The sequence below is a fragment of the Enterococcus rivorum genome, from assembly GCF_001742285.1.
Classification (GTDB): domain Bacteria; phylum Bacillota; class Bacilli; order Lactobacillales; family Enterococcaceae; genus Enterococcus_L; species Enterococcus_L rivorum.
In genome coordinates this window covers 49,904-71,942 of sequence record NZ_MIEK01000081.1, presented here as the reverse complement: position 1 = coordinate 71,942, position 22,039 = coordinate 49,904, and the positions used below count along the sequence as shown (strand labels likewise).

The following is a 22,039-nucleotide window of genomic DNA, read 5'->3' as shown; positions in this document are numbered from 1 at the left end:
ATGAAAAAAAATCATTGGATTCTTTCCCTAGTACTTTTAACGACTGGACTAATGGGGGTATCTTCTTCTGTTTATGCAGAGACTAAAGAAGCAGGCGAGATGGGAATTTCATTTCAAGGTCTCATTGATCCCAATTACGGTATAGTCGACCCAGAAAATCCCAAAAGTGATTTGAAGCTTGATGGCGAGTATGGTCACTCGACTGGACCGTTACGGATTGATTTTGTACCGAGCCTTTCATTCAGTCGAAATAAAATTGCTACAGATGAGGTAAGTTACGCTTCTGATGCGTTAGTCTTCAAAGAAATGCTAGCTTGCAGAGGTCAATTTATTCAAGTTTCGGATTATCGAGAAAAGCAAACAGGCTGGAGCTTACAGGTTCGTCAAGAAACACAGTTTACGAATCAAAAGAAAGCAGATAGCCAGCTTGATGGGGCGGTTCTTTCATTTGATAACTCCTGGGTGAATACTAGAAATGGGACGAGTCAACCACCAGATGTTTCCAAAGAAGTAATTCGGTTGAGTAACATAGGAGAGACGTACACCTTAGCGAAGGCAGACAAAGGTACGGGTGGTGGAACATGGAGTGTTTCTTTTGGAGCCTCTATGGATTACGAAGACGCAACGTCAACTGTTAAACCTCGCTTAGATGAACAAGGAAAAGCGATAATAGATGCGACTAACAATAATCAAGCAGTCTTCATGAATCAGGCCGTACGGCTAACAATTCCTAGCGGAACCAAGAAGGAAGCAGGAACATACAAAACGGTGTTAACTTGGATTATTTCCGAGTTGCCATAAATAAAACAAAAAAATAGGAGGAAACACAAATGAAATTCACACACAAATTATGTAGCGTTGCTTTGCTGGCAACTGTAGGGGTAGCGATAGCTGTTCCAAGTATTACGAAAGCGGATGATACCACTTTTAAAGGTGATATGGACATCCAATTCACTAGAAATACAGCGGACGATACAGATACAACGAGACCTACTTTAACAGATTCAAATGGTAGCTTAGATACAGAAATTATCTCTGGTACGATTACACGTCCATTGAAACCAGTTGTTTTTGGGATTCAAGATGTAACACCTTTAAGCTTTGGGAAAAATGCAATCGTAACAGACGGAAATGACCGTGTGTTCTGGGCGAAAAACTATACTGAACCTAAAGGAATTATGGCTAACAACGTTGCAATCAAAGATGTTCGTAGTACGTTAAACCATAACTATACATTAACAGCTCAAATTACTAAACCAATGACAGTTAAAGTAAAAGAAGGGTCTGAAACAGTTGATCGTAAATTAGATGGGTCAACATTGTTGTATCGTAACATCGGACGTAAAACAAACGTAGCTGAGGAAATTGCGTTACCAGCGAGTGCGGTTGTTGCGAAGGCAGTAGTAACCGAAGATGAAGCTACTACAATTGTAGACAACAATGGAGCAGATAAAGACAAAGGACAAGGGCAAACATACATCCATTTTGGTAAACTGAACGCAGCAGGAGATCTTAATTCTACTAAATCAGTGAGCTTAACTGTAGGTAAAGAAAAATCTATCTTCGAAGGAAACTACACAGGTGAAGTAACTTGGGTAATGACAGCCGCTAAATAATCAAATAAACAAAATGTAACAGATATGACATGTGTATCGATTCTGTAGAATTGGTACACATGTCATATGAAATTATGAAGCAAGAGGGGAAATTAGTGATGAAACAACAGGTTAAAGTTAGCTTAGTGGGATTCTTATACATAATATGTCTTTTACTGACAGTACCACAATTAACATATGCTAAAGAGGATGTGCCAGCGATTGGGTATAGCTATAAAATCATTAAACCAGAGAACCAGATTGGTGGGGCTGGATATTTTGATTTACGCATGACTCCTGCGCAACAGCAAACCGTTGAAATTGAATTATACAATATCACAGATAAGGAATTAGTCGTTAATCTATCTGTTCATAGTGCTAAAACCAATAGCAACGGTGTGATTGAATACGGACCAACGAAACTTCCTGTAGACCCTTCTCTAAAATATGATATTAAAGATATTGCGAAGGTAGCAGATAAAGTGACGCTTGCAGCCAAAGAAACGAAGCGTGTGCCTGTTGAAATTACGATGCCAAATGAAAGGTTTGATGGATCTATTTCAGGAGGTATTTACTTACAAAAAGATGAGACAACAGAGGAAAAAAAAGCAGAAAAATCCGCTAAAGGCGTTGTGAACAAGTACGCATTTATCGTAGGGCTATTACTAAGTGAGACCGATGTCAAGGTTCAGCCAGAGTTAGGTTTTAATAAAATTGAAGCAGGAACTACCAACTATCGAAATGCCTTTCTGCTTAATTTCTCTAATACTCAGCCAACGTATGTGGAAGGGATGACTGTCGATACTCAAATTTTTAAAAAAGGTTCAAATGAAGTTCTCTACGAATCGAAAAAGGAAAATTATCGCATGGCTCCTAATTCGTCTATGACGTTTCCAGTACATCTAAATGGTGAATCTTTTGTAGCAGGTAAGTATATCGGTCGTATTTTAGTGACAGCAGGAGATAAGAAGTGGTCATGGGAAGAAGAATTTGAAGTCACCAAAAAAGATGCTGATAAATATAATGCAGAGGATGTTTCTTTGATACAAGACAGAGGTATCAATTGGAAATTGATTCTTATCGTCGTAGCAAGTGTTCTGTTCTTGCTAATAGGCAGTTACTTCATAACGCGAGTATTCTCGAAAAAAATGAAAAAGAAGAATCGCAAACGTAAAAAAGTAAAAAAGCGGACTAAGTGAGTGAGGAAAGGAATTAGAAGATGACGATACTGAGCTGGATTTTTGTGGTCTGTCTTTCTACTTTTCTCATCATGTCCTGCATAGGGCTCTTTTCTATCGGACTTTTTTTTAAAGCAACCAAACGATTAGAGATATTAAAACTAAAGCGACCTAAAAAAAAGGCACAACGTAAACGGTGGTTGCGGGAAAAACATAAAGAAGAAAAAAAGAAAAACAGACAGTTGAGACAAGGGATAATTCTGATTTTAGTAGGTGGGCTTTTGCTGGGTGGAGGAATGTATGCACGGTATTATGAGCAGACCAATCTTTCGTCAACAGATGGGACTATAATGGTGCAAACCTATTTTATTACGAATGAAGTGAATAAACAGTTAGTGGATCTGCAAAATGGAACACCTGGAGAAGAGAAAAAAGAAAAGCTGATGGAATTAAGTTCATTATTAGCCTCCTATGGAAGTTCTTCTCCTTCTAGTAGCTTATCCACAGAAGGGCAACAGAGTTTAAATCGTTACTATGTACAACTAAGGGAGTTTGGTACGAATCTCTATTCATTAACGATTCCCCAATTAAACAATGAAGACACGTTATCGGCGTATTTAGAGGATTTAGTGCGTATCAAGCAAACCCAGAAAAAAGTTTTTAAACAATTCAGTGTGAATGAGGATGCCTTAAAACAGAAAAAATAAAAGGGGTTTTATCATGAGTGAAAAAAAACAGATGAGTTCTCACTCACGCCCTAATAAAAAAGAAAAACAGAAGAATCGTGTGAAAGCTAGTTCTTCTCATAATCGTAAAAATAAAGTACGAACGAATCAATCAAATAAGAATTCAGATCTAAAAAAAAGGAAGAACGTAAAAAAAAGAAAAAGGCCACTGGGGAAAAATAAAACGATTCAAAAGCAAAAAAGAAAGAAGCGCATGAAACGTACTTTGGTAGAGCTTGCGGTAAGTGTAGGGATTTTTGGTGTTCTTTTAACCCTTTTCTCGATTTTTGTCTTTTCATTTACTAAAGTACAAGGTTATTCTATGACGCCAACTTTGAGTGATGGAGAGTGGCTTTTTATTAATCGGTTGGCAAAACCTAAGCGTTTTAAAATGGTTATTTACAAAGATCCTAAAAGTCGAGAAACCTCTGTCAGGAGAGTGGTGGGATTGCCAGGAGAGACAATATATTATAAAAAAGATCAATTATATGTGAATGATCGTGATGTGTATGAACGCTATTTAGAAATCGAAGTTCAGCGAGCAAAAAATAGCAAAAGCTTATTTACTGAAGATTGGACTCCTTCTGAATCACCTATTCCTAAAGGAAAGTATCTTGTGTTGGGGGATAATCGTCCCTATGCATCAGATAGCCGTGAGTATGGCTATATTGATGAGAAAGCGATTGTTGGTGTGGTAGAAATGAGAGTAATGCCTATTCATCAACTTCAACAATTCTAAGCTCAATAAATGGAAAAAGAGAGGAGACTGATTCAGATCAGAATCCAACGTTTAAAAGAGAAAATACCAGTATCAAAAGACAACTTAAAGGATCTGTTAAAAAATGGCCTCTTTCTATTCATCCTTTTTTTCAGTATCCTTTTTCTGATAACCATAAAGACACATTTAGTTAGTGGGAATTCAATGTTGCCAACTTTACAAAATAAGGATCGTTTGTTTGTTGTTAAAAACAAGGAACCAAAACGTTATGCTTTAGTGACATTTCAACCAAGAGAAAAACAGGGTGAATCTTATGTAAAGCGGGTCATTGGTATCCCAGGAGATCGAATTTGGATGGATCAGAATACTGTCTATCTGAATCACCAAATGGCAGCAACAAACCCGACTCCTCCTAATGAAAAGAACCTTTCAGGTGTTGAATTGCCAGATGGTACGCTGAAAGTAAGGGTGACGTGGGAAGTTGCGGCTAAATTAAAGGGAATGTCAACGATTCCTTCTAATTCTTTTTTTGTTTTAGGAGATAATCGTAAGAATTCCACTGATAGCCGAGAATTAGGGCTGATTGATCAAGATAAAATCGAGGGAGTCGTGACCTTTAGGTACTATCCATTGGCTCGACTAGGCTTGATAGAGTAAAGAAGAGTGAGGGAACAAATGGAGCAAAAACAAGAAAAAAATTTTGTGAAAAAGAAGCTTCTAGCGATAGCGATTTGCTTTCTTCTTCCAATTATTATCGTAGCAATCAATTATTATCGGATAGGGATTTATCCAACTAGTGATCGGACGATTTTAGCCAGTGATGGGTTTGGACAGCTGGTCAATTTTTATTCAGGCTTTAACAATCTTTTGCACGGAAAGCAGTCTGTTCTTTATACATGGAACGGTTCGTTAGGGCTAAATTTTATTTCTCTGATGAGCTATTATACCAATAGCCTGTTCAGTTTTTTAGTTTATTTTTTTGACAACCTCTATATGCCTGATGCAATGTATGTCATTTTGCTTACTAAAATTGGTGCCATGGGTGTGGCTTTTTATTGCTTTGCTCAGCAGGTTTTTCGGGTACCTCAATGGATAAAAGTTTCCATGAGTGTTTGTTATGCGTTAATGAGTTTTACTGTAGCCTATTCAATCATGTTAATGTGGATGGACGCAATGATCTATCTACCACTTATCTTGTTGGGCATTCATCGATTGATGGATCGTCACAAACCAATTTTGCTATTTACTGCATATTTATTATTATTTATCACAAATTACTACATGGCCTTCATGGTGGGCGTATTTAGTTTCTGCTACTTTGTGTTTCGCTTGTTAACGGAGTGGCAACAATATAAAAGTTCAGTAGTTCCTTATTTAGTCACTTCCTTTTTAGCTGGTGGGGCCTCAATGATTATTATCTTGCCTTCCATTATAGATTTACGAACAAATGGAGAAAAACTAGATACGATAGACACATTTTTTACAAACGATGTGGGACCGTGGGATTTTATCATTAAAAGTATGTCTGGTGTTTACGATACGTCGAAGTTTGGCAGTGCTCCATTTATTTACATAGGACTTTTACCGCTCCTATTTTGTCTTTTTTATTTTGTCAGTAAAAAAATTCCGTTAAAGAATAAACTGCTGTATGGTAGTTTCTTGTTGTTTATGATAGCGAGTGTTTATATTCAGCCCCTGAATTTATTCTGGCAAGGAATGCATTCCCCAAATATGTTCCTATTCCGTTATAGTTTCTTATATTCTACCTTGATTTTGGTTTTAGCAGGTTTTGGGCTAGAGAAATTTGAAAAGCAGGATATTAATTTGTTAGGAAATCTTGCTTTGGGTCTTATAGGAGTTTTTGTTTTAGCCGCTGTTCTATCGAATAAAAAGAAATACGGTTATATTACACAAGAATCTTTAATTTTGACGCTAGTTCTTTTAGTTATTTACTTGCTACTCCTTCTATTAAAAGAGAAAGTGCCTCGAAATAGTTGGTTGGTTCCATTTTTATTTATGTTGTTTATTAGCGGTGAGTTGTTTTTTAACACACAACAAATGATGGCAGGAATTGACAAGGAGTGGGGATATACAAGTAGAAAACAGTATACAAAAGCCTACATGCGGGTAGCGCCACTGGTACAAGAAATCCAATCAAAGGACAAAGGGTTTTATCGGTTGGAAAATCTAGATGCAATCAGTCGGACGGATAGTTTTAATTATAATTATTCAGGAGTAACAATGTTTTCTTCTATTCGTAATCGACACTCTTCGCAATATTTAGATAAATTAGGGTATCGTTCGCCAGGGACAAATCTAACTATTTCCTATAATAACAATACGATTTTGATGGATGATTTGTTGGGGGTAAAATATAATATAGCGAAAAACGATCCTAGAAAATATGGGTTCAAAAAAGTAGCTAGTAATGGGAATTACGCTCTTTATGAAAATAAGCAGGCTTTGCCGCTAGGCATAGTGACAGATACAGGAATTTATGAAACAAAGAACAACACGAATCAAACCTCTTTGGTTCAATATCTTTCCCAGCGTCAAGCACCGTTGTTTCAATTTACAGATTTGAAAGAGGTCGCTCGTAAAAATATGTCCATTCGTGAAGCGGGAGATTTTACTTATTATTCGGAAGAAACCAATATGGGAGAAGAAAGAACAATTACATGGGAAGTGAATGTTCCTGAAAAAACACAAGCCTATTTGACTTTAGATGCTAGAGAATCTGGAGGGCTGGATGAAGGACTTGTGACTGTTAGTATTCCAGGTTATAAAACAACGGATAGGCTGAATTCTAGTGGTTCTTATTATAATATGGGGTATTATGAAAAAGCTCAGAAAGTAACAGTAACAGCAACCTTTAAAAAAAGTTCTCTCACTATGTTAATTCGCCCTTCAGTGCTCATTTTGAAGACGGATAAGCTTGATGAGGCAATTGAATCAATAAAACAATCAGAAGTTGTATTTAAGGTGAAAGGAAATCAGGTACAAGCAAAAGTAAATGTAGATAAAGAACAGGTTGTTTTTACAACGATTCCTTATGATGAAGGGTGGCAAGCCAAAATAGACGGAAAACCAGTCAAGATTAAGCCTATTCAAGATGCCTTGATTACTGTGAAGATTCCTAAAGGAAGTCATAAATTAGAATTAACGTATTATCCAAAAGGGATAAAATTGGGAAGTTTCTTATTTGTTATCTGTCTTGTGCTATTTGCCTTTTATACCCATTGGTATCAGAAAAAGAAGCAAAAAATAAGTAGTGAGGAGATTACATCATGAGAAAAATGAAACTGAAACTGACCATCCTCCTTTTAGGTGTGGCTATTTTTCTTTTAAGTGGTTGCACGCAAAAATTAGATAAAGCAAAGCAATCATTTGATCATCAAGGTATTTCTTATGAAATGCAGCTTCCGGGGGGATGGAAAAGGGATAAAGAAGTGAGAAGTGACTATGGACTTCAAACAGTCTTAAGTGCAGAAGATACGAAGAGTAATTCCTATTTATTTATCACTAGTATTCCTGTTAAGGAAGTTCAGTATAAAGGTTTTGGAGAAGAAACGAGAGAAAAAATAAAAGAACGGTATAATTACAAAAAAACCGAAGATGTATATATGAAAGAAATAAAAATTGGCGATGCTCCAGCATATAAATATACTGTAAATACGTCCTATAAGGATAAGAGCGTGTGGGCTCATTTATACTATATTTGGACTGAACATGGCTTTGTACAGATGACGTTTTATTCAGCAGACGATAATTCCTATGAAAAACGTTCAGAAATAATTGACGAGGCGGTAGCTACTTTTAAAGAAGTTGATTTTGATGAAACGAAAGCTCAGAAGGGCTTAATAGATCAGGAAAAAGAAGAGGGAGACGTCATCACTATTGAAAATAAGAAGTTGAAAATGGAAACGACAGGTGTTCGTCAAATCACAGGAACCGATAATAAGAAATTATTAGCTATTCGTTACACCTTTACCAATTTGGCACTTGAAGCCGTCCAGCCCGCTGTTTGGAAAGAATATGTCGTAGCAAAGCAAAATGAAAAGCCCCTTAGGTTTGGTGAATTGCCAGAGGATACTTCATTTCTAGATGTGAAGGAATTGGTAATGGCACAATCTAAAGAACTCAAACAAGGAGAACAAGTTGAAAGCGTCGTTTTATACGAATTGTTAGATAAAAGCAGGATTGAGTTGAGCTTCTCTCAAGAAGAGTTTCCAGAAAAAGAGCCTGTAGGGGTGGTGATTCCAGAATGAGAAGGAAAAACATAGTTTTAAGTGTTTTTGTTTTCTGTTTTTTATTAATGATTAGTGCTTGTGGACAAGTTAATCGCTATAAAAAATTTTCTAAGGATGATCAGAATTTAAGTTGGTCAGGTAAGCGGAAACGTTCTTTTGGTGATTCAGATTATTCCAATCTAAAAAATGAAAAAGAGGCATTGGCGTTACTCCAAGATAAATATCAACTAGTTCTTCCAGAGTATTACGAGGCAACAAAAAAAATGCTTGGAAAAGAACTAACTTCAGACACAGTTAAAGAGGGAACCGCCAAGTATTCGTTGTTTACCAGAAATAAAGAGTTGAAGTTTCATACCATATATCCATACTATAAGGGAGAGGAACTACAAGCTTTTTCAGAAGTTATTATAACGTATGCTTATTTAATCGATAAAGAACAGGCTTACGTAAAATCACAAGTCGTAACGGTTAAAATTTCTCAAATCAATGGGAAACTACCTAATGATAATTTGAATGAGTTAATTAAAGCAGTTGGTACAAACATGAAGCTAACAGATAAGCAAATCACTTCTGGTCTAGCCGGGTATGATTTGAAAATAAAGGAAAGTAAGACACCTATCACAGATGATTACTTGCCTATTGTTTCAAATTCAAGTGGATTGTACAAAGATCAGGAATTATTAAAAGAAATTGCTGCAGTCTATGACCAGTCAGGGAACTTCAGAGAACTGTATGCAGAAGTTTCGGATCAAATAGATTAAACGAAGTTAGTGAAAAAATAAAACATTTAGACACCATTTATTTGGATTTAGGGATGAAACAAAACTGATTTTTAGTTTTGTTTCATCTTTTTTTTTATTTTTCATTGCAAATGGACAATTAGAAAGACTATGGAATTGCCTCAAGGAGTAAAGTTGGTTTAGCATTCGAAAGTATAATTTTTTCCTCTACGGTTGTTGGTGTCTTAGTAGGAAGACTATCTAATTGGTCGGTAAACGCTATATTTAAGTGGATAAAAGTTGACGTTAATACAGTAATAATAAGAAAATGAGCGATTTTTGCATCGTAGAATACCCTTGTGATTTATATTTTTAAACAAAAATAATATATGTATGATAAAAAGCTTCCAGAAAAATATGGATTCAACTTAATTAGGAGAATTTTGCTACTAAGTTCAGATAATCTAGTATTGAACCCATGTAACCTGTTACGCAAAATGGAACAAAATACATCCCGATTTCTTTAAAATCAACAAGTCTGTAAGCTCTTCCAAAACCGCTATTTCCAAGTTATGATGAATTTGTCAAAGGAATACTCGAGGCTCCGACAATTAAATAAAAGGATAGGTGGAAATGGACATGAAAAAAAGAGATTTTGTAGATACAAATGATTTTACGAAAGCAGAAATAGACTATCTGATTAAACTGGCTTTAAAATTAAAAGAATCTATCAAAAACGGTTATTACCCACCAATATTAAAAAATAAAACATTAGGGATGATTTTTGAACAATCCTCTACGCGTACGAGAGTTTCATTTGAAACGGCTATGACACAACTTGGCGGACATGCCCAATATTTAGCACCAGGCCAAATCCAGCTTGGTGGGCATGAAACATTGGGTGATACAGCACGTGTTTTATCTCGTTTAGTTGACATCTTAATGGCTCGAGTAGAACGTCACCAAACAATTGTTGATTTAGCAAAGGATGCGACGATTCCAGTGATTAATGGAATGAGTGACTACAATCATCCAACACAAGAATTAGGCGATATCATTACCATGACCGAACATTTGCCAGCGGGAAAAAAATTAAGTGACTGTAAAATTGTTTTTGTTGGGGATGCAACGCAGGTTTGTGTTTCAACAATGTTTATGGCAACAAAAATGGGCATGGATTTTGTTCAATTCGGTCCTAAAGGATTCCAAATCAAAGATGAAACGTTAGCGATTGGTCTTAAAAATGCAGAACTTTCTGGTGGTAGCGTACTTGTTACTGAAAATGCTGAAGAAGCTATGAAAGATGCTGATTTCATTTATACAGATGTTTGGTATGGTTTATACGAAGCTGAACTATCAGAAGAAGAAAGAATGGCAACGTTCTATCCTAAATATCAAGTGAATAAATCATTAATTGATATGGCAGCTCCTCACGTGAAATTCTTACACTGTTTACCTGCAACTCGTGGGGAAGAAGTGACAGACGAAGTGTTGGATGCTCCTTATTCAGTGGTGTTAGATGAAGCGGAAAATAGATTGACGGCAATGCGAGCCTTGTTAGTTTACTTCATGACACCTTATTTAAACTATGCTAGTGAAGCAGAAGCTTGTCATTATCAAGGAGAGCTAGATTTATTACTAAGAAATAAAGTTGTAGACGCTTAAATAAAAACAAATTGCTTAGAAAAGAAAAAGAGAGTTCAGTTTATTGAATGAATGTTACTCTCTCTTTTCTTTCCTTTAACGAAAGGTGCGTATGAAACATGAAAGAAAAGAAAAAATTTCGGTTGTTTGACGCAGTGTTAATGGCGGTTGTTGTTATTCTGGTTGTCGAATCTGCAGCTCCAGCCGCCGCAGTAGGCTCGTCTCAATTTTTTTGGTGGGGCATCCTATTAGTACTATTCTTTTTACCTTATGGTTTGATTTCAGCAGAACTTGGTACAACGTATACGGGTGATGGTGGGATTTATGACTGGGTAAAAATGGCCTTTGGTAGGCGTTGGGGAGCGCGTGTAGCTTGGTTTTATTGGATTAACTTTCCAATATGGATGGCAAGTTTGGCTGTATTATTCACTGAAGTGATGGTTCAGATTTTTAATTTAACAGTAAGTACACCGGTTTTAGTTGGGATTCAACTTTTGTTTATTTGGATCGTCACAATTATTAGCTGTTACCCGGTAAGCGATAGTAAATGGATATTAAACCTTGCAGCTTTCGCTAAGGTTGCGATTATGGTTTGTTTAGGAGTATTGGGTATTTATCATGCAGTTACAAAAGGAATGGCCAATGATTTTTCAGGTAGAGCGTTGTTACCAACCTTTGATTTGAAAAGTTTAAGCTTTATTTCGGTTATCTTGTTTAACTTTTTAGGATTTGAAGTGGTTACAACATTAGCAGATGATATGGAGAACCCTAAAAAACAAATTCCGCAAGCCATCATTTACGGAGGAATTCTAATTGCTTTCTTCTATCTCTTTGCTGCATTCGGCATGGGCGCTGCGGTACCAGCAGATCAATTATCTACTTCGGGTGGATTAATCGACAGTTTTATTTTACTAGTAGGTGGATTAAATCCATTTATTGTGATTATCGGCTTGTTATTTATGTATACCTTAGCGGCTAATTTAATTTCATGGGCATTAGGGGTAAATTACGTTGCCTTTTATGCTGCCAAAAATCATGATCTACCACAAGTCTTCGCTAAAGAGAATCCTAAAAATGAAATGCCGGTAGGTGCTTCAATGGTTAATGGGATTGTCGCTTCAATACTTGTTGTTGCAGCACCTTTTATTCCAAATGAAAATATATTCTGGGCATTCTTTGCCTTAAACGTTGTCGCTTTGTTAGTTTCTTATATTATGATGTTTCCTGCTTTCTTGAAGTTAAGAAAAATAGATCCCGATCGAGAACGTCCCTTTAAAGTACCTGGGGGACCAGGATTATTAAAAGTGATAGCGTATGTTCCTTTAGTCTTATTGGTAGTGACCCTATTCTTTTCAGTGGTTCCTTTGTCTTCAGAAGAGATGGGTGAAAAAGTGCCAATCCTAATCGGAACGATAGCTGCTACTATTATCGGAGAAATTTGTATTCGCTTAGGCGATAAAAAGTACAAAGAAAAACAGCAAAATGAAAAAATAGAGTAAGGAGAAATAAAAAATGAAAACAATTGATAGCTCACCAAAAAAAGACGGCTTCCGTATGCCTGGTGAATTTGAACCGCACCAAGGAGTTTATATTATTTGGCCAGAGCGTCCAGATAATTGGCGTAATGGAGGGAAACCTGCTCAAAAAACATTTGTAGATGTTGCAGTAGCGATCAATGAATTTGAACCAGTGACGGTAGCTGTTTCACCAGAACAGTACGACAACGCTCGGCATATGCTGCCAGAAGACATACGCGTGATTGAAATTGCGAACGATGATGCGTGGGTACGAGATTGTGGACCGACATTTGTAAAAAATGATGCAGGCGAAATCCGTGGAGTAGACTGGGCATTTAATGCATGGGGTGGATTAGAGGATGGACTATACTTCCCATGGGATAAAGACGATCAAGTTGCTCAAAAAATCTGTGAAGTGGAACGAAAAGATCGTTATCGCTTGAATGATTTTGTTTTAGAAGGGGGCTCAATCCATGTTGATGGAGAAGGAACATTAATTACAACGGAAGAATGTTTACTTTCTGCTGGACGAAATCCTCAATTGTCAAAAGAACAAATCGAACAAGTGTTGAAAGAATACTTATCGTTAGAAAAAATCATCTGGTTAAAACGTGGCATTTATTTAGATGAAACTAATGGACACGTAGATAACATTATCAATATCGTGAAACCTGGAGAAGTTGTTTTAGCTTGGACAGATGATGAAAATGATCCCCAATATGAAATTTCTAAAGAATGTCTAGAAATCCTAGAGTCTGAAACCGATGCAAAAGGTAGAAAACTAAAAGTTCATAAAATGTATGTACCGAAACCAGTATTAATCACAGAAGAAGAAAGTTTGGGGGTTGATGCAGTAGACGGTACATTACCAAGAGAACAAGGAGATCGTTTGGCGGCAAGCTATGCCAATTACTATACAGCCAATGGTGGTGTTATCTTACCGTTATTTGATGATCCAAATGATAAGAAAGCATTGGATTTATTAACAGAGCTTTATCCTGATCGTAAAGTGGTCGGTGTTCCTGCAAGGGAAATTTTATTAGGTGGCGGAAATATCCATTGTATTACACAGCAAGTACCGAAATGAGGGAGCCAGTGATGAAGAAAAGAATCGTTGTTGCGTTAGGTGGTAATGCTATTCTAACGAATAATCCTAGCGCACAAGGACAACAAAAAGCTTTAGCTGATACAGCGTATTATCTAGCTGATTTTGTAGAAGCTGGGCATGAATTGATTATTACTCATGGCAATGGACCTCAAGTGGGAAATCTATTACTTCAACAACAATTAGGAGCAACACTTCAAAATCCGGCAATGCCTTTAGATACAGCTGTTGCAATGACACAAGGAAGTATCGGATATTGGCTTGAAAATGCGCTAGTGGATGAATTGAAAAAAAGAGGAATTTCTAAATTAGCTACAACTATTTTGACACAGGTTGTGGTTAGTGAGGAAGATCCAGCTTTTCAATCACCAAGTAAACCAATCGGACCATTTTTAAGTGCAGAGGAAGCGGATCAAGAAAGTGAAAAAACAGGTGCCGTTTTTAAAGAAGACGCGGGACGTGGTTATCGTAAAGTCGTTCCTTCACCAAAACCCATTGATATTGTCGAATATCCTGTTATTCAACAGTTAGTAGAAAGTGGTGTTGTTACTATAGCTGGCGGTGGCGGTGGTATTCCAGTGGTTATTCGTAACGGACAATACAAGGGAATAGAAGCTGTGATTGATAAAGATTTTGCTTCTGAAAAAATTGCGGCTCTTGTTCATGCAGATATGTTAGTTATTTTGACTGGGGTAGACCATGTCTGCATCAATTATAATGAGCCGAATCAAAAAGATTTAACAAAAGTAACGGTAATGGAGATAGAAAACTATATTCAACAAAATCAATTTGCGCCAGGAAGTATGTTACCGAAAGTAGAAGCGGCAATTGCTTTTATTAAAGAAAATCCTAGAGGAAAAGCCGTGATTACCTCCTTAGAAAATATCAAAAATTTATTATTAGAAGAAACAGGTACCATTATTACAGCATAGAGTTGCTATAGAAATTAAATAGGCTGGGACAAAACACAGATTGTTTCTTGTTTCGTCCTAGCCTTTTCTATCCAACAGAAAGAACTGGTGTCAGAAAGTCCTTTCTGATATATTTAAAATGTGAGGCTTACATAGAAGGGGTGTATCCGCTATGAAATTACAAGAAGGAAGTCCGAGAAAAGATGGGTTTTGGATGCCTGGTGAGTTTGAAGACCATCGTGAAACCTATATGATTTGGCCTGAAAGAGCAGACAATTGGCGCAATGGTGGAAAACCGGCGCAATTAGCTTTTACTGCAGTAGCGACTGCCATTGCGCTCTTTGAACCGGTCACAATGTTGGTTTCTGCTAAGCAGTATCGTAATGCGCGCAACCTGTTGCCAAATCAGATTCGTGTGTTGGAAATGAGTAACAACGATGCTTGGATGAAAGATTACGGACCTATTTATGTAATCAACCAAGAAAAAGAAGTTCGTGGAGTGGATTGGCGATTCAATGCTTGGGGAGGACTACTAGATGGTCTTTATTTTCCATGGGATCAAGATGATTTGATTGCAGAAAAAGTCTGTGAATTTAATCATATCGACTATTATTCTTTAGCTAGTTTTATCTTGGAAGGCTGTTCTATTCATGTGGACGGTGAAGGCACTCTTTTTACAACAGAGGAAGTTCTGCTTTCAGAAGGAAGAAATGGTCATTTATCTAAAGCTGAAATTGAAGCTACGTTGAAGGAATATTGTAATGTAGAAAAAATTATTTGGATTAAGCAAGGCTATTTTTTAGACGAAACAAATGGGAATATTGACAATATTTTAAATGTTGTTCGCCCTGGAGAAGTAGTACTGACTTGGACAGAGGATATCACAGATCCACAATATGCAATTTCTCATGCTGCGTATGAAGTATTAAAATCGGAGACAGATGCAAAAGGAAGAAAACTAATTATTCATAAAATGCTGATGCCAGAACCAATGTATATTACCACCGAAGAAAGTCAAGAAGTTGACCCGGTGAATGGCATGTTGCCTCGGTTTCCAGGTGACCGACTAACTGCTAGTTACGTCAGTTACTATACGGCCAATAAAGGAATTGTGTATCCAACTTTTGATGATAAAAATGACCAGTTAGCAGAAAATCTGTTAAAAAATCTCTATCCAGATCGAAAAATTGTTGGTGTACCTGCTCGAGAAATCTTACTTGGCGGGGGCAACATTCATTGTATCGCTCAAAGTATTCCTAAAGGAAGGTAGGAGAGAGAAAATGGATTTTTTTGAAGTAGTGAATCCCCATGTTCCAGAGCTAACAAAAAATGAGCATCTCCTTTTTGATTATGTTGTAAAAAATCTTAACGCGATTAAAAATAAAAGTATTCGAGAAATTTCAGATGATTGCTTTGTTTCAACGACCACCTTTCTAAGATTTGTAAGAAAAATTGGCTTTTCTGGCTACAGTGAATTTACGACGGTCATAAAATATACACTCCTTAATCAAACCATTCAAGAAAAAGCCAGTCCATTTGTCGTTTCCCAAAAAGATTATCGGGAAGAGTACTTAAAAAATATTAACGAATCGGTTCGTGTGATTGATACACAAAAACTAATAACTGTTGCAGAATATTTAAAAAGCAAACCAATTATCTACTTATTTGCAAAAGGGATGAACAAGCAACTGATGAATTACGCTAAGTACCTATTTGTCGCAGCAGGCTTCTTAGTTGTTTTTCCCGATGACCATCCGACAAGAAAAGTCGTTCAAAAACAAATTACTTCAAAAGATATTGTCTTTGTTTTAACCTACCAAGGAAAAGATGAAGAATGGATTCACTTGATGCAGTATTTAAAAAATAAGATTCAGCCTTTAGTTGTTTCATTAACAGGTGCAGACAATAATGTCGTTCAAAATATGAGTGATATCAATTTCTATGTTTTTACAGATGAATTATTTTTAAACAAGATGGAAATTACGTCTCACATTTCAATAATTGCAATTTTAGAGCTGATTTTATACCAATACTTAGAAAGTGCAGATGATGGGGAATATCATTTAGTCTTTCGATAAACAGTAGAAGTTATCTTCTGTTTTTTTATTTTTGACAAGAAAACAAAATGGTAGCATCAACTGGAATAAATTGCTTTGTTTATTGTTACATGATTTAATCATACATAGATAGAAAGGGTGTTTACATGGAAAAAATTTTATTTGTTTGCTTAGGCAACATTTGTCGCTCCCCAATGGCAGAAGGTCTGTTTAAACAGAAAGTAAAGCAAGCTGAATTAGAGCAATCTATTTTTACTTATTCAGCAGCTACCAGTAGTTGGGAGGCTGGGAATCCGCCGCATCATGGGACACAAAAAATCTTGAGAGAAAAAAACATATCTACTGACGGAATGCGCTCCACTCAAATTACGAAAGAAGATTTTGAAACCTATGATTTGATTATTGGCATGGATGATAATAATGTAAAAGAATTAAAACGAATAGCACCTGTGACAACTCATGACAAGATTCATTTGTTTCTATCAATTGTTGCAGGGAAAGAAACAATGGAAGTACCTGATCCTTACTATACTGGGGATTTTCAACAAACCTTTGACTTAGTAGATGAAGGAACAAATGCTTGGCTGGAAAAAGTAAAAGAAAGATTAACCTAAAATATCAGACTTAAGAATGATGTAAAAGAGGGGGTAAAATTTTATACTGTAGTAGCAAGTTAACTTATAATAAAAACACTTAGTTAAAAATAGAAGGGAGGCTAAAAAATGAAACAGTTTTATAAATCAATGGTTTTTGAAATGACTTTATATTATTTGTTGCTGATTTTTTGTCTCCCATTAGTCTATGCAGTGACTTACCATTTATCTTTTATGGAAGTTTATAATGTAGAGTGGTTTGCAGTTTCTCTCTTCTGTTCTCCTTTAATTTTCATTTTTGCAGCCATTCGTTATGGCTATCAACGAGTAAAAGAAGTGCAAAGTAAAACAATCTAACTAAAAAAACTCCAGCCACCGTCATAACGGAAGTTGGAGTTTTCTTAGTTAGAATTGAAACGGAAACCATGTACCCATTTGCCAAGATAAAACACCTAGTGTAATACCACTTGCTAACAAGATAAGCCCTAAAAGGAATAGCGGACGCATGCCAGTTGAATGACGAGCTCTTCGTCCATGAGCAGGTCTTCTAGTCATCGGAGTAAGAACCATAAAGATACCACCTAGGATAGCTACCATGGCACTAACTACATATTCAATAATAGGTAGTTCTGAATCAGTCATTGTGGTATTTTCTTTTTTTGTTGTTTCTTTCTTGTTATTGTTTGACCCTTGTGATGGTTGTTTTTCAGTATACTCTACAGATTGTGCAGGAATCTTTTCAGAAACTTGAGCTAATCCGTTGTTTAAAAGCAATTGATTGTTTTCTAAAGTGAATTTCGGTGTGCTGTTTTTTGGAACCACACCGTAGAAATCTTGAGCAAGTGAAATTTCTTTGCCGTCGATTTGGTTGCTTCCTTTAGAAAGTAATTTTTTATATTCGTAAGTAGAAAAGGCTCTTTCCAGAATCGCATTTCCAAAAGGATGTCGTTCGTGTTCGCCAGCTTGATCAGCCCAGTTACCTGCTCCTAGAATAACTTCGATAAGGCTTGTATCTCCACGTTTTGCTGTTCCAATATAGTTGAAATTAGCAGTTGGGCTAGAACCTGTTTTTAGTCCATCCATTCCTTGGAATGAATACATTGCACCTTCTAAAGAATGATTATAAGTTTCGAATGTTTCTGCATAAGGAGTTCCAGACATAACTGTAACAACCGGGCTTTTAGTATATTCCAAGATTTCTGGATATTTTTTAAGCATATTGTAAGTCATTATAGATAGATCTCTTGCAGAAGATTGATTGTCTGCATTCGGATCTATGCCAATTGGTGCATAATAGCCTTGGAAAGAAGAAATTTGGGCACCACTACAGTTGTAGAACATAGAGTTTGACATACCTAATTCAGCACACTTATCATTCATCATTTGAACAAAAGCAGCTTCATCATTATTGGAAATCAGATTTGCTAACATTACTGTCGCGACATTTGAAGAAGGAACGATAATCATTGAAAGTAGTTCTCTAATAGGGTAGTCTACTCCAGCTACAATTTTGTTATTACTTAATGCATGAATTCGAGAAATTTTTGCATGTGTCTCTGTGGCAGTAATAGTTGTATCTAAGTTAAACTTTCCTTGTTCCATAGCTTCAAAAGCCAAGTATACAGTCATCATTTTAGATGTACTAGCTGGACTCCATGGAAGGTCAGGATTATCTTCCCAAAGTACATTTCCGTTAGTAGCATCAATAATAATCGATGCCTTAGGACGATAAATTCCGTTTACTGTATAGCCAGCAGCTCGTGTGATATCAACGATATCTTCCGCATGTGCCGTTTTAGGCACAAATAGACCAAATAAAGCGCTACTAAGTAATAAAATAGTACTTATTTTAACGAAAAACATTTTTTGTTTCATGTAAGACTCCTTCAGTTTTTATTTTTTAGATAGATATATTTTTTATTACTAAGTAATCAGTCATTTTCAGAAGTTGCTTAGTAAAGAGTAAGTCACCTCTATCAGTATAAACTAAATTTGGCTGCATATAAACGCCAATTTTTTACTTTCGCAAGATAAATATAAATTTACATGTTTGACTGGAAAAGTAATAATAATTCTATTTTACTCGAAAAATGATTGAAATAGGGTTGTTTTCTAAAAATTCTTAAATTTTTTATTTTTTATATTTGGTATACTATTGACAGAGAGGTGATAAGAATGAGAATAGAAAAAATAATGGCTTCAGAATACGACCAGTATTTGAGTGCGGTAAGTGAGAGTAAACTGATTCCACCGTTCTATTCCACTCACTCTCATGCTAGAAAAACTCTTCTTGCGGAAGTAACAGAAAATAACCAAACTGCATATTCAGTCTATAAAGGGAAAGCAATTCGGGCTTTTCTTGTGTTGAAAAATAAAGAAATTCATAATTTTTTAGTTTGTGATATGAACCGATTTAGCTGGACTGAGTTTTTTAATATTCTTGATTATTTTTTTAAAAAAACATTTATGTCTAAAATAGCCATTCGATTATCTGGGAGTATCGACTTGAATGTGCAATCTTTATTCGCACAAAATGGATTTGAATGGAGTGAATCCCAAGTAATCACTAAAAAGCTTTCATACCATACAGCGTTGGTTTTAGGAGGTGGGGGTGCTCGAGGGGCATATCAGGTTGGTGTTTGGCAAGCCTTGAAAGAAGTAGGGATTTCATTTTCGTTGATTACAGGTACCTCAGTGGGCGCGCTTAACGGAGCTTTAATTGTCCAAGATGATTTTGAAGTGGCTAAAGATATGTGGGAAAAAATCGAAACGCAAAAAATATTAGCTTTTCCTAGTAGCAAAATGTCAGTGGATACTTTGGGGGGTCTTATGAGTCAGATTGGCGCCTTTACTGTTGCAGCAATTCAGTCGAATGGTGTTTCAACCGAACCTTTAAAACGTTTGATTAATAATACTTTTTCGGTAAAAAAATTAAATCAATCGACGATAGATTTCTTTTTAGTCACGACAGAGATCCCATCATTACAAGAAAAAACGATTCATGTGAATTCATGTGAGACGAATCAATGGAAAAAATGGTTGTTAGCTTCCGCTTCTTTTTTTCCAGCAATGGCAGCGACAAAAATTGCAGATCGCTATTATGTTGATGGTGGGTACGGTAATAATGTTCCAGTAGATATCGCATTAAATCAAGGTGCAACGGAGTGTATTATTGTTGATGTAAAAGGGCCTGGGGTAACTAAATCAGTCAAAGTTCCGGAAAATGTCAACTGTTTAACCTTAAAAACACCATGGTCCATGGGGGCTGTTTTGTTGTTTGATAGTGTGCGTTCTAGCGAAAATATTCAACTAGGCTATTTAGAAACATTGAAGGCCTTTGGAAAATATAGCGGCTATTGGTATACTTTTCAAGAAGATTTTTCAAAAATTAATCAACTAGGGAAACAATTTATGCAGTATATAGAAAAGGCGTATCGACTAAACGTTCTTCATTCGCCAGAAAAAGTAAAAAAAATCTGTCAAAAATTGCGTAATATTTATAAAGACAGGGTGTATTTAGAAAATATAGGTTTGGTCTTGCTAGAATTATTAGCAAAAAATGATGCTATTTTAGCAACAAAGATTTATACTATCAATGAACTAGTAACTCTTTTGAAAGTGAAATGGGAAGAAAAAATCGAAGAAATCGAAGAAACCGAAGAAGTGGGGTTAATTTCAGTACAAGAGTGGCTGAAAAAATACTATGAAGATTACTTCCTGCTTTCTGAAAAACAACAATTGAAATTGTTAACAGAATTACTTCATCAAGAGTCAGAAATAGAGACTACCCAGAAACAAAGCAAAGTGAGCTCAATCATGGATAAACTGCCTGTTCAGCTGTTACAAGTCCTATTTAAAGAATTTATCAAACAAGGAGTGTGGGAATAATGACTCAAGAATTTTCGTATGAGATTGTAGAAGAAATCGCCGTTCTTTCAGAAAATCCAAAAGGTTGGCGCAAAGAATTTAATTTAGTAAGCTGGAATGAACGTCCACCGAAATTTGATTTGAGAGATTGGGCACCCAATCACGAAAAAATGGGCAAAGGGATTACCTTATCAAATGAAGAATTTGAAACATTGCGTGACGCTATAAAATCTATGTAAGAAGGAGCACCCTGTCAATGAAAAGTATGACTGGCTTTGGAAAAGAAACATTTCAAAATGATCAGTATCAAATCGATGTGGAATTAAAAAGCGTAAACCAACGTTTTTTAGATATTCAATTACGAGCACCAAAAGAAGTTAATTCATATGATTTAGCGATTCGCCAAGTGATTAAAAATACACTGGAAAGAGGGCGAATAGAAGCGTATATCAATATTACCCAAACGAGTACAGGCAACAAAGAAGTTCGTGTTCATTGGGAATTGGTCGATCAATTGTTTGGTTCCCTTCAGAAAAAGTTACATGATACTTATGGTACTATATCCTTTGATCCAGTTGAGAGCATGAATCAGTTACTGAATAATACAGACTATGTAGAAGTAATTGAGGGACAAGAAACAGATGAAGCTTTTGGTGACTTAGTTCTTGCGACAGTTGCAAAAGCAGTTGAAAAAATTGATAAAAGTCGTTTACAAGAAGGCGAAAAGATTCAACAAGTTCTTTCGAATTACGGACAAGATTTCATTCAGTTAGTGACGGAGCTTGCTACTTTTGTAGAGGTCTATGAAAAAGAATACCAAGAACGTTTTGAGATGAAACTGAATGATTGGCTTGGTGGACAAGTAGATGAATCTAGATTGTTAACGGAGATGGCTATTTTACTGGAAAAAGGCGATATTCATGAGGAATTAGATCGTCTAGTTATTCATATTGAAAAGCTACAGGAGCTTCTAAAACAAAAAACACCTGTTGGCAGAGAACTAGATTTTCTAATTCAAGAAATGAATCGTGAAGTCAATACCATTGGTTCAAAATCTAGCTCTATCGAAATTAAAAATAGTGTGATTCAAATGAAAACGATTCTTGAAAAAATTCGAGAACAAATTCAAAACATTGAGTAGTCAAAATTTCTTTTGGTAT

General features: G+C 36.0%; 21 protein-coding genes. 20 read left to right on the top strand and 1 reads right to left on the bottom strand.

Features of this window, described 5'->3' with window-relative positions; genetic code table 11:
• The 17 genes from BCR26_RS17705 to BCR26_RS17625 all read left to right on the top strand — a co-directional run bounded on the left by BCR26_RS17705 (position 1) and on the right by BCR26_RS17625 (position 17,369).
• Positions 1 to 801, top strand: coding sequence for a WxL domain-containing protein (locus BCR26_RS17705; protein ID WP_069700283.1), 801 nt, complete (start codon positions 1 to 3; stop codon positions 799 to 801).
• Positions 802 to 830: 29 nt separating this feature from the next.
• The gene (locus BCR26_RS17700; protein WP_069700282.1) at positions 831 to 1,616 is read left to right on the top strand and encodes a WxL domain-containing protein; all 786 of its coding nucleotides are present in this window, start codon (positions 831 to 833) and stop codon (positions 1,614 to 1,616) included.
• Between the two features lie 98 nt (positions 1,617 to 1,714).
• Complete coding sequence (locus tag BCR26_RS17695) at positions 1,715 to 2,794, top strand: WxLIP family cell surface protein (RefSeq protein ID WP_069700281.1); 1,080 nt, start codon at positions 1,715 to 1,717, stop codon at positions 2,792 to 2,794.
• Positions 2,795 to 2,814: 20 nt separating this feature from the next.
• The gene (locus BCR26_RS17690; RefSeq protein WP_069700280.1) at positions 2,815 to 3,480 is read left to right on the top strand and encodes a hypothetical protein; all 666 of its coding nucleotides are present in this window, start codon (positions 2,815 to 2,817) and stop codon (positions 3,478 to 3,480) included.
• A gap of 13 nt (positions 3,481 to 3,493) precedes the next feature.
• Positions 3,494 to 4,237 carry a signal peptidase I gene (gene lepB / locus BCR26_RS17685; RefSeq protein ID WP_069700279.1) on the top strand — a complete coding sequence of 248 codons (744 nt, stop codon included), beginning with the start codon at positions 3,494 to 3,496 and terminating at the stop codon, positions 4,235 to 4,237.
• A 9-nt stretch (positions 4,238 to 4,246) separates the two neighbouring features.
• Entirely contained in the window at positions 4,247 to 4,873 is a 627-nt protein-coding gene (lepB, locus tag BCR26_RS17680) for a signal peptidase I (RefSeq protein ID WP_069700278.1), read from the top strand.
• A gap of 18 nt (positions 4,874 to 4,891) precedes the next feature.
• A complete protein-coding gene (locus BCR26_RS17675; RefSeq protein ID WP_069700277.1) occupies positions 4,892 to 7,507 on the top strand; it encodes a YfhO family protein in 2,616 nt (871 codons plus the stop codon).
• Positions 7,504 to 8,484: a DUF5067 domain-containing protein gene (locus BCR26_RS17670; RefSeq protein ID WP_245341779.1), complete on the top strand. Its 981-nt coding sequence runs from the start codon at positions 7,504 to 7,506 to the stop codon at positions 8,482 to 8,484. Before BCR26_RS17675 ends, BCR26_RS17670 begins: the two co-directional genes overlap by 4 nt.
• The gene (locus BCR26_RS17665) at positions 8,481 to 9,227 is read left to right on the top strand and encodes a hypothetical protein (RefSeq protein ID WP_069700276.1); all 747 of its coding nucleotides are present in this window, start codon (positions 8,481 to 8,483) and stop codon (positions 9,225 to 9,227) included. The genes BCR26_RS17670 and BCR26_RS17665 overlap by 4 nt, the downstream gene beginning before the upstream one ends.
• Before the next feature lie 597 nt (positions 9,228 to 9,824).
• Positions 9,825 to 10,850 (top strand): putrescine carbamoyltransferase, encoded by a 1,026-nt coding sequence (ptcA, locus tag BCR26_RS17660; RefSeq protein WP_069700275.1) that lies wholly within the window; start codon positions 9,825 to 9,827, stop codon positions 10,848 to 10,850.
• A gap of 98 nt (positions 10,851 to 10,948) precedes the next feature.
• Positions 10,949 to 12,328, top strand: coding sequence for an APC family permease (locus tag BCR26_RS17655; protein ID WP_069700274.1), 1,380 nt, complete (start codon positions 10,949 to 10,951; stop codon positions 12,326 to 12,328).
• A gap of 13 nt (positions 12,329 to 12,341) precedes the next feature.
• Positions 12,342 to 13,433 carry an agmatine deiminase gene (aguA, locus tag BCR26_RS17650; protein ID WP_069700273.1) on the top strand — a complete coding sequence of 364 codons (1,092 nt, stop codon included), beginning with the start codon at positions 12,342 to 12,344 and terminating at the stop codon, positions 13,431 to 13,433.
• Between the two features lie 11 nt (positions 13,434 to 13,444).
• A complete protein-coding gene (arcC, locus tag BCR26_RS17645) occupies positions 13,445 to 14,383 on the top strand; it encodes a carbamate kinase (RefSeq protein ID WP_069700272.1) in 939 nt (312 codons plus the stop codon).
• 151 nt (positions 14,384 to 14,534) lie between these two features.
• On the top strand, positions 14,535 to 15,632 hold the full coding sequence (aguA, locus tag BCR26_RS17640; protein ID WP_069700271.1) for an agmatine deiminase: 1,098 nt from the start codon (positions 14,535 to 14,537) through the stop codon (positions 15,630 to 15,632).
• A 10-nt stretch (positions 15,633 to 15,642) separates the two neighbouring features.
• Entirely contained in the window at positions 15,643 to 16,440 is a 798-nt protein-coding gene (locus BCR26_RS17635) for a MurR/RpiR family transcriptional regulator (RefSeq protein ID WP_069700270.1), read from the top strand.
• A 125-nt stretch (positions 16,441 to 16,565) separates the two neighbouring features.
• Positions 16,566 to 17,033 carry a low molecular weight protein-tyrosine-phosphatase gene (locus tag BCR26_RS17630; RefSeq protein WP_069700269.1) on the top strand — a complete coding sequence of 156 codons (468 nt, stop codon included), beginning with the start codon at positions 16,566 to 16,568 and terminating at the stop codon, positions 17,031 to 17,033.
• A 108-nt stretch (positions 17,034 to 17,141) separates the two neighbouring features.
• Entirely contained in the window at positions 17,142 to 17,369 is a 228-nt protein-coding gene (locus BCR26_RS17625) for a hypothetical protein (RefSeq protein WP_069700268.1), read from the top strand.
• A 48-nt stretch (positions 17,370 to 17,417) separates the two neighbouring features.
• On the opposite strand, the gene BCR26_RS17620 is transcribed toward BCR26_RS17625, so the two are convergent.
• Positions 17,418 to 18,887 (bottom strand): DUF1958 domain-containing protein, encoded by a 1,470-nt coding sequence (locus BCR26_RS17620; RefSeq protein ID WP_069700267.1) that lies wholly within the window; start codon positions 18,885 to 18,887, stop codon positions 17,418 to 17,420.
• 300 nt (positions 18,888 to 19,187) lie between these two features.
• Between BCR26_RS17620 and BCR26_RS17615 the strand changes: the two genes are divergently transcribed.
• From BCR26_RS17615 to BCR26_RS17605, 3 genes are read left to right on the top strand one after another with little or no spacing between them, the layout of a single operon-like run.
• Positions 19,188 to 20,900, top strand: coding sequence for a patatin-like phospholipase family protein (locus tag BCR26_RS17615; protein ID WP_069700266.1), 1,713 nt, complete (start codon positions 19,188 to 19,190; stop codon positions 20,898 to 20,900).
• On the top strand, positions 20,900 to 21,118 hold the full coding sequence (locus BCR26_RS17610; protein ID WP_069700265.1) for a YdbC family protein: 219 nt from the start codon (positions 20,900 to 20,902) through the stop codon (positions 21,116 to 21,118). Before BCR26_RS17615 ends, BCR26_RS17610 begins: the two co-directional genes overlap by 1 nt.
• 17 nt (positions 21,119 to 21,135) lie before the next feature.
• Positions 21,136 to 22,020, top strand: coding sequence for a YicC/YloC family endoribonuclease (locus BCR26_RS17605; protein WP_069700264.1), 885 nt, complete (start codon positions 21,136 to 21,138; stop codon positions 22,018 to 22,020).
• The last annotated feature ends 19 nt before the right edge of the window (positions 22,021 to 22,039 follow it).

Excerpts from the sequence above, each read along its gene's own strand:
- ptcA (WP_069700275.1), top strand. The coding sequence starts at position 9,825 with ATGAAAAAAAGAGATTTTGTAGATACAAATGATTTTACGAAAGCAGAA.
- arcC (WP_069700272.1), top strand. The coding sequence starts at position 13,445 with ATGAAGAAAAGAATCGTTGTTGCGTTAGGTGGTAATGCTATTCTAACG.
- BCR26_RS17675 (WP_069700277.1), top strand. The coding sequence starts at position 4,892 with ATGGAGCAAAAACAAGAAAAAAATTTTGTGAAAAAGAAGCTTCTAGCG.
- BCR26_RS17620 (WP_069700267.1), bottom strand. The coding sequence starts at position 18,887 with ATGAAACAAAAAATGTTTTTCGTTAAAATAAGTACTATTTTATTACTT.
- aguA (WP_069700273.1), top strand. The coding sequence starts at position 12,342 with ATGAAAACAATTGATAGCTCACCAAAAAAAGACGGCTTCCGTATGCCT.
- BCR26_RS17630 (WP_069700269.1), top strand. The coding sequence starts at position 16,566 with ATGGAAAAAATTTTATTTGTTTGCTTAGGCAACATTTGTCGCTCCCCA.
- BCR26_RS17705 (WP_069700283.1), top strand. The coding sequence starts at position 1 with ATGAAAAAAAATCATTGGATTCTTTCCCTAGTACTTTTAACGACTGGA.
- BCR26_RS17655 (WP_069700274.1), top strand. The coding sequence starts at position 10,949 with ATGAAAGAAAAGAAAAAATTTCGGTTGTTTGACGCAGTGTTAATGGCG.
- BCR26_RS17615 (WP_069700266.1), top strand. The coding sequence starts at position 19,188 with ATGAGAATAGAAAAAATAATGGCTTCAGAATACGACCAGTATTTGAGT.
- BCR26_RS17635 (WP_069700270.1), top strand. The coding sequence starts at position 15,643 with ATGGATTTTTTTGAAGTAGTGAATCCCCATGTTCCAGAGCTAACAAAA.
- BCR26_RS17670 (WP_245341779.1), top strand. The coding sequence starts at position 7,504 with ATGAGAAAAATGAAACTGAAACTGACCATCCTCCTTTTAGGTGTGGCT.
- BCR26_RS17690 (WP_069700280.1), top strand. The coding sequence starts at position 2,815 with ATGACGATACTGAGCTGGATTTTTGTGGTCTGTCTTTCTACTTTTCTC.
- lepB (WP_069700278.1), top strand. The coding sequence starts at position 4,247 with ATGGAAAAAGAGAGGAGACTGATTCAGATCAGAATCCAACGTTTAAAA.
- BCR26_RS17625 (WP_069700268.1), top strand. The coding sequence starts at position 17,142 with ATGAAACAGTTTTATAAATCAATGGTTTTTGAAATGACTTTATATTAT.
- BCR26_RS17695 (WP_069700281.1), top strand. The coding sequence starts at position 1,715 with ATGAAACAACAGGTTAAAGTTAGCTTAGTGGGATTCTTATACATAATA.
- BCR26_RS17605 (WP_069700264.1), top strand. The coding sequence starts at position 21,136 with ATGAAAAGTATGACTGGCTTTGGAAAAGAAACATTTCAAAATGATCAG.
- BCR26_RS17610 (WP_069700265.1), top strand. The coding sequence starts at position 20,900 with ATGACTCAAGAATTTTCGTATGAGATTGTAGAAGAAATCGCCGTTCTT.
- BCR26_RS17700 (WP_069700282.1), top strand. The coding sequence starts at position 831 with ATGAAATTCACACACAAATTATGTAGCGTTGCTTTGCTGGCAACTGTA.
- lepB (WP_069700279.1), top strand. The coding sequence starts at position 3,494 with ATGAGTGAAAAAAAACAGATGAGTTCTCACTCACGCCCTAATAAAAAA.
- BCR26_RS17665 (WP_069700276.1), top strand. The coding sequence starts at position 8,481 with ATGAGAAGGAAAAACATAGTTTTAAGTGTTTTTGTTTTCTGTTTTTTA.
- aguA (WP_069700271.1), top strand. The coding sequence starts at position 14,535 with ATGAAATTACAAGAAGGAAGTCCGAGAAAAGATGGGTTTTGGATGCCT.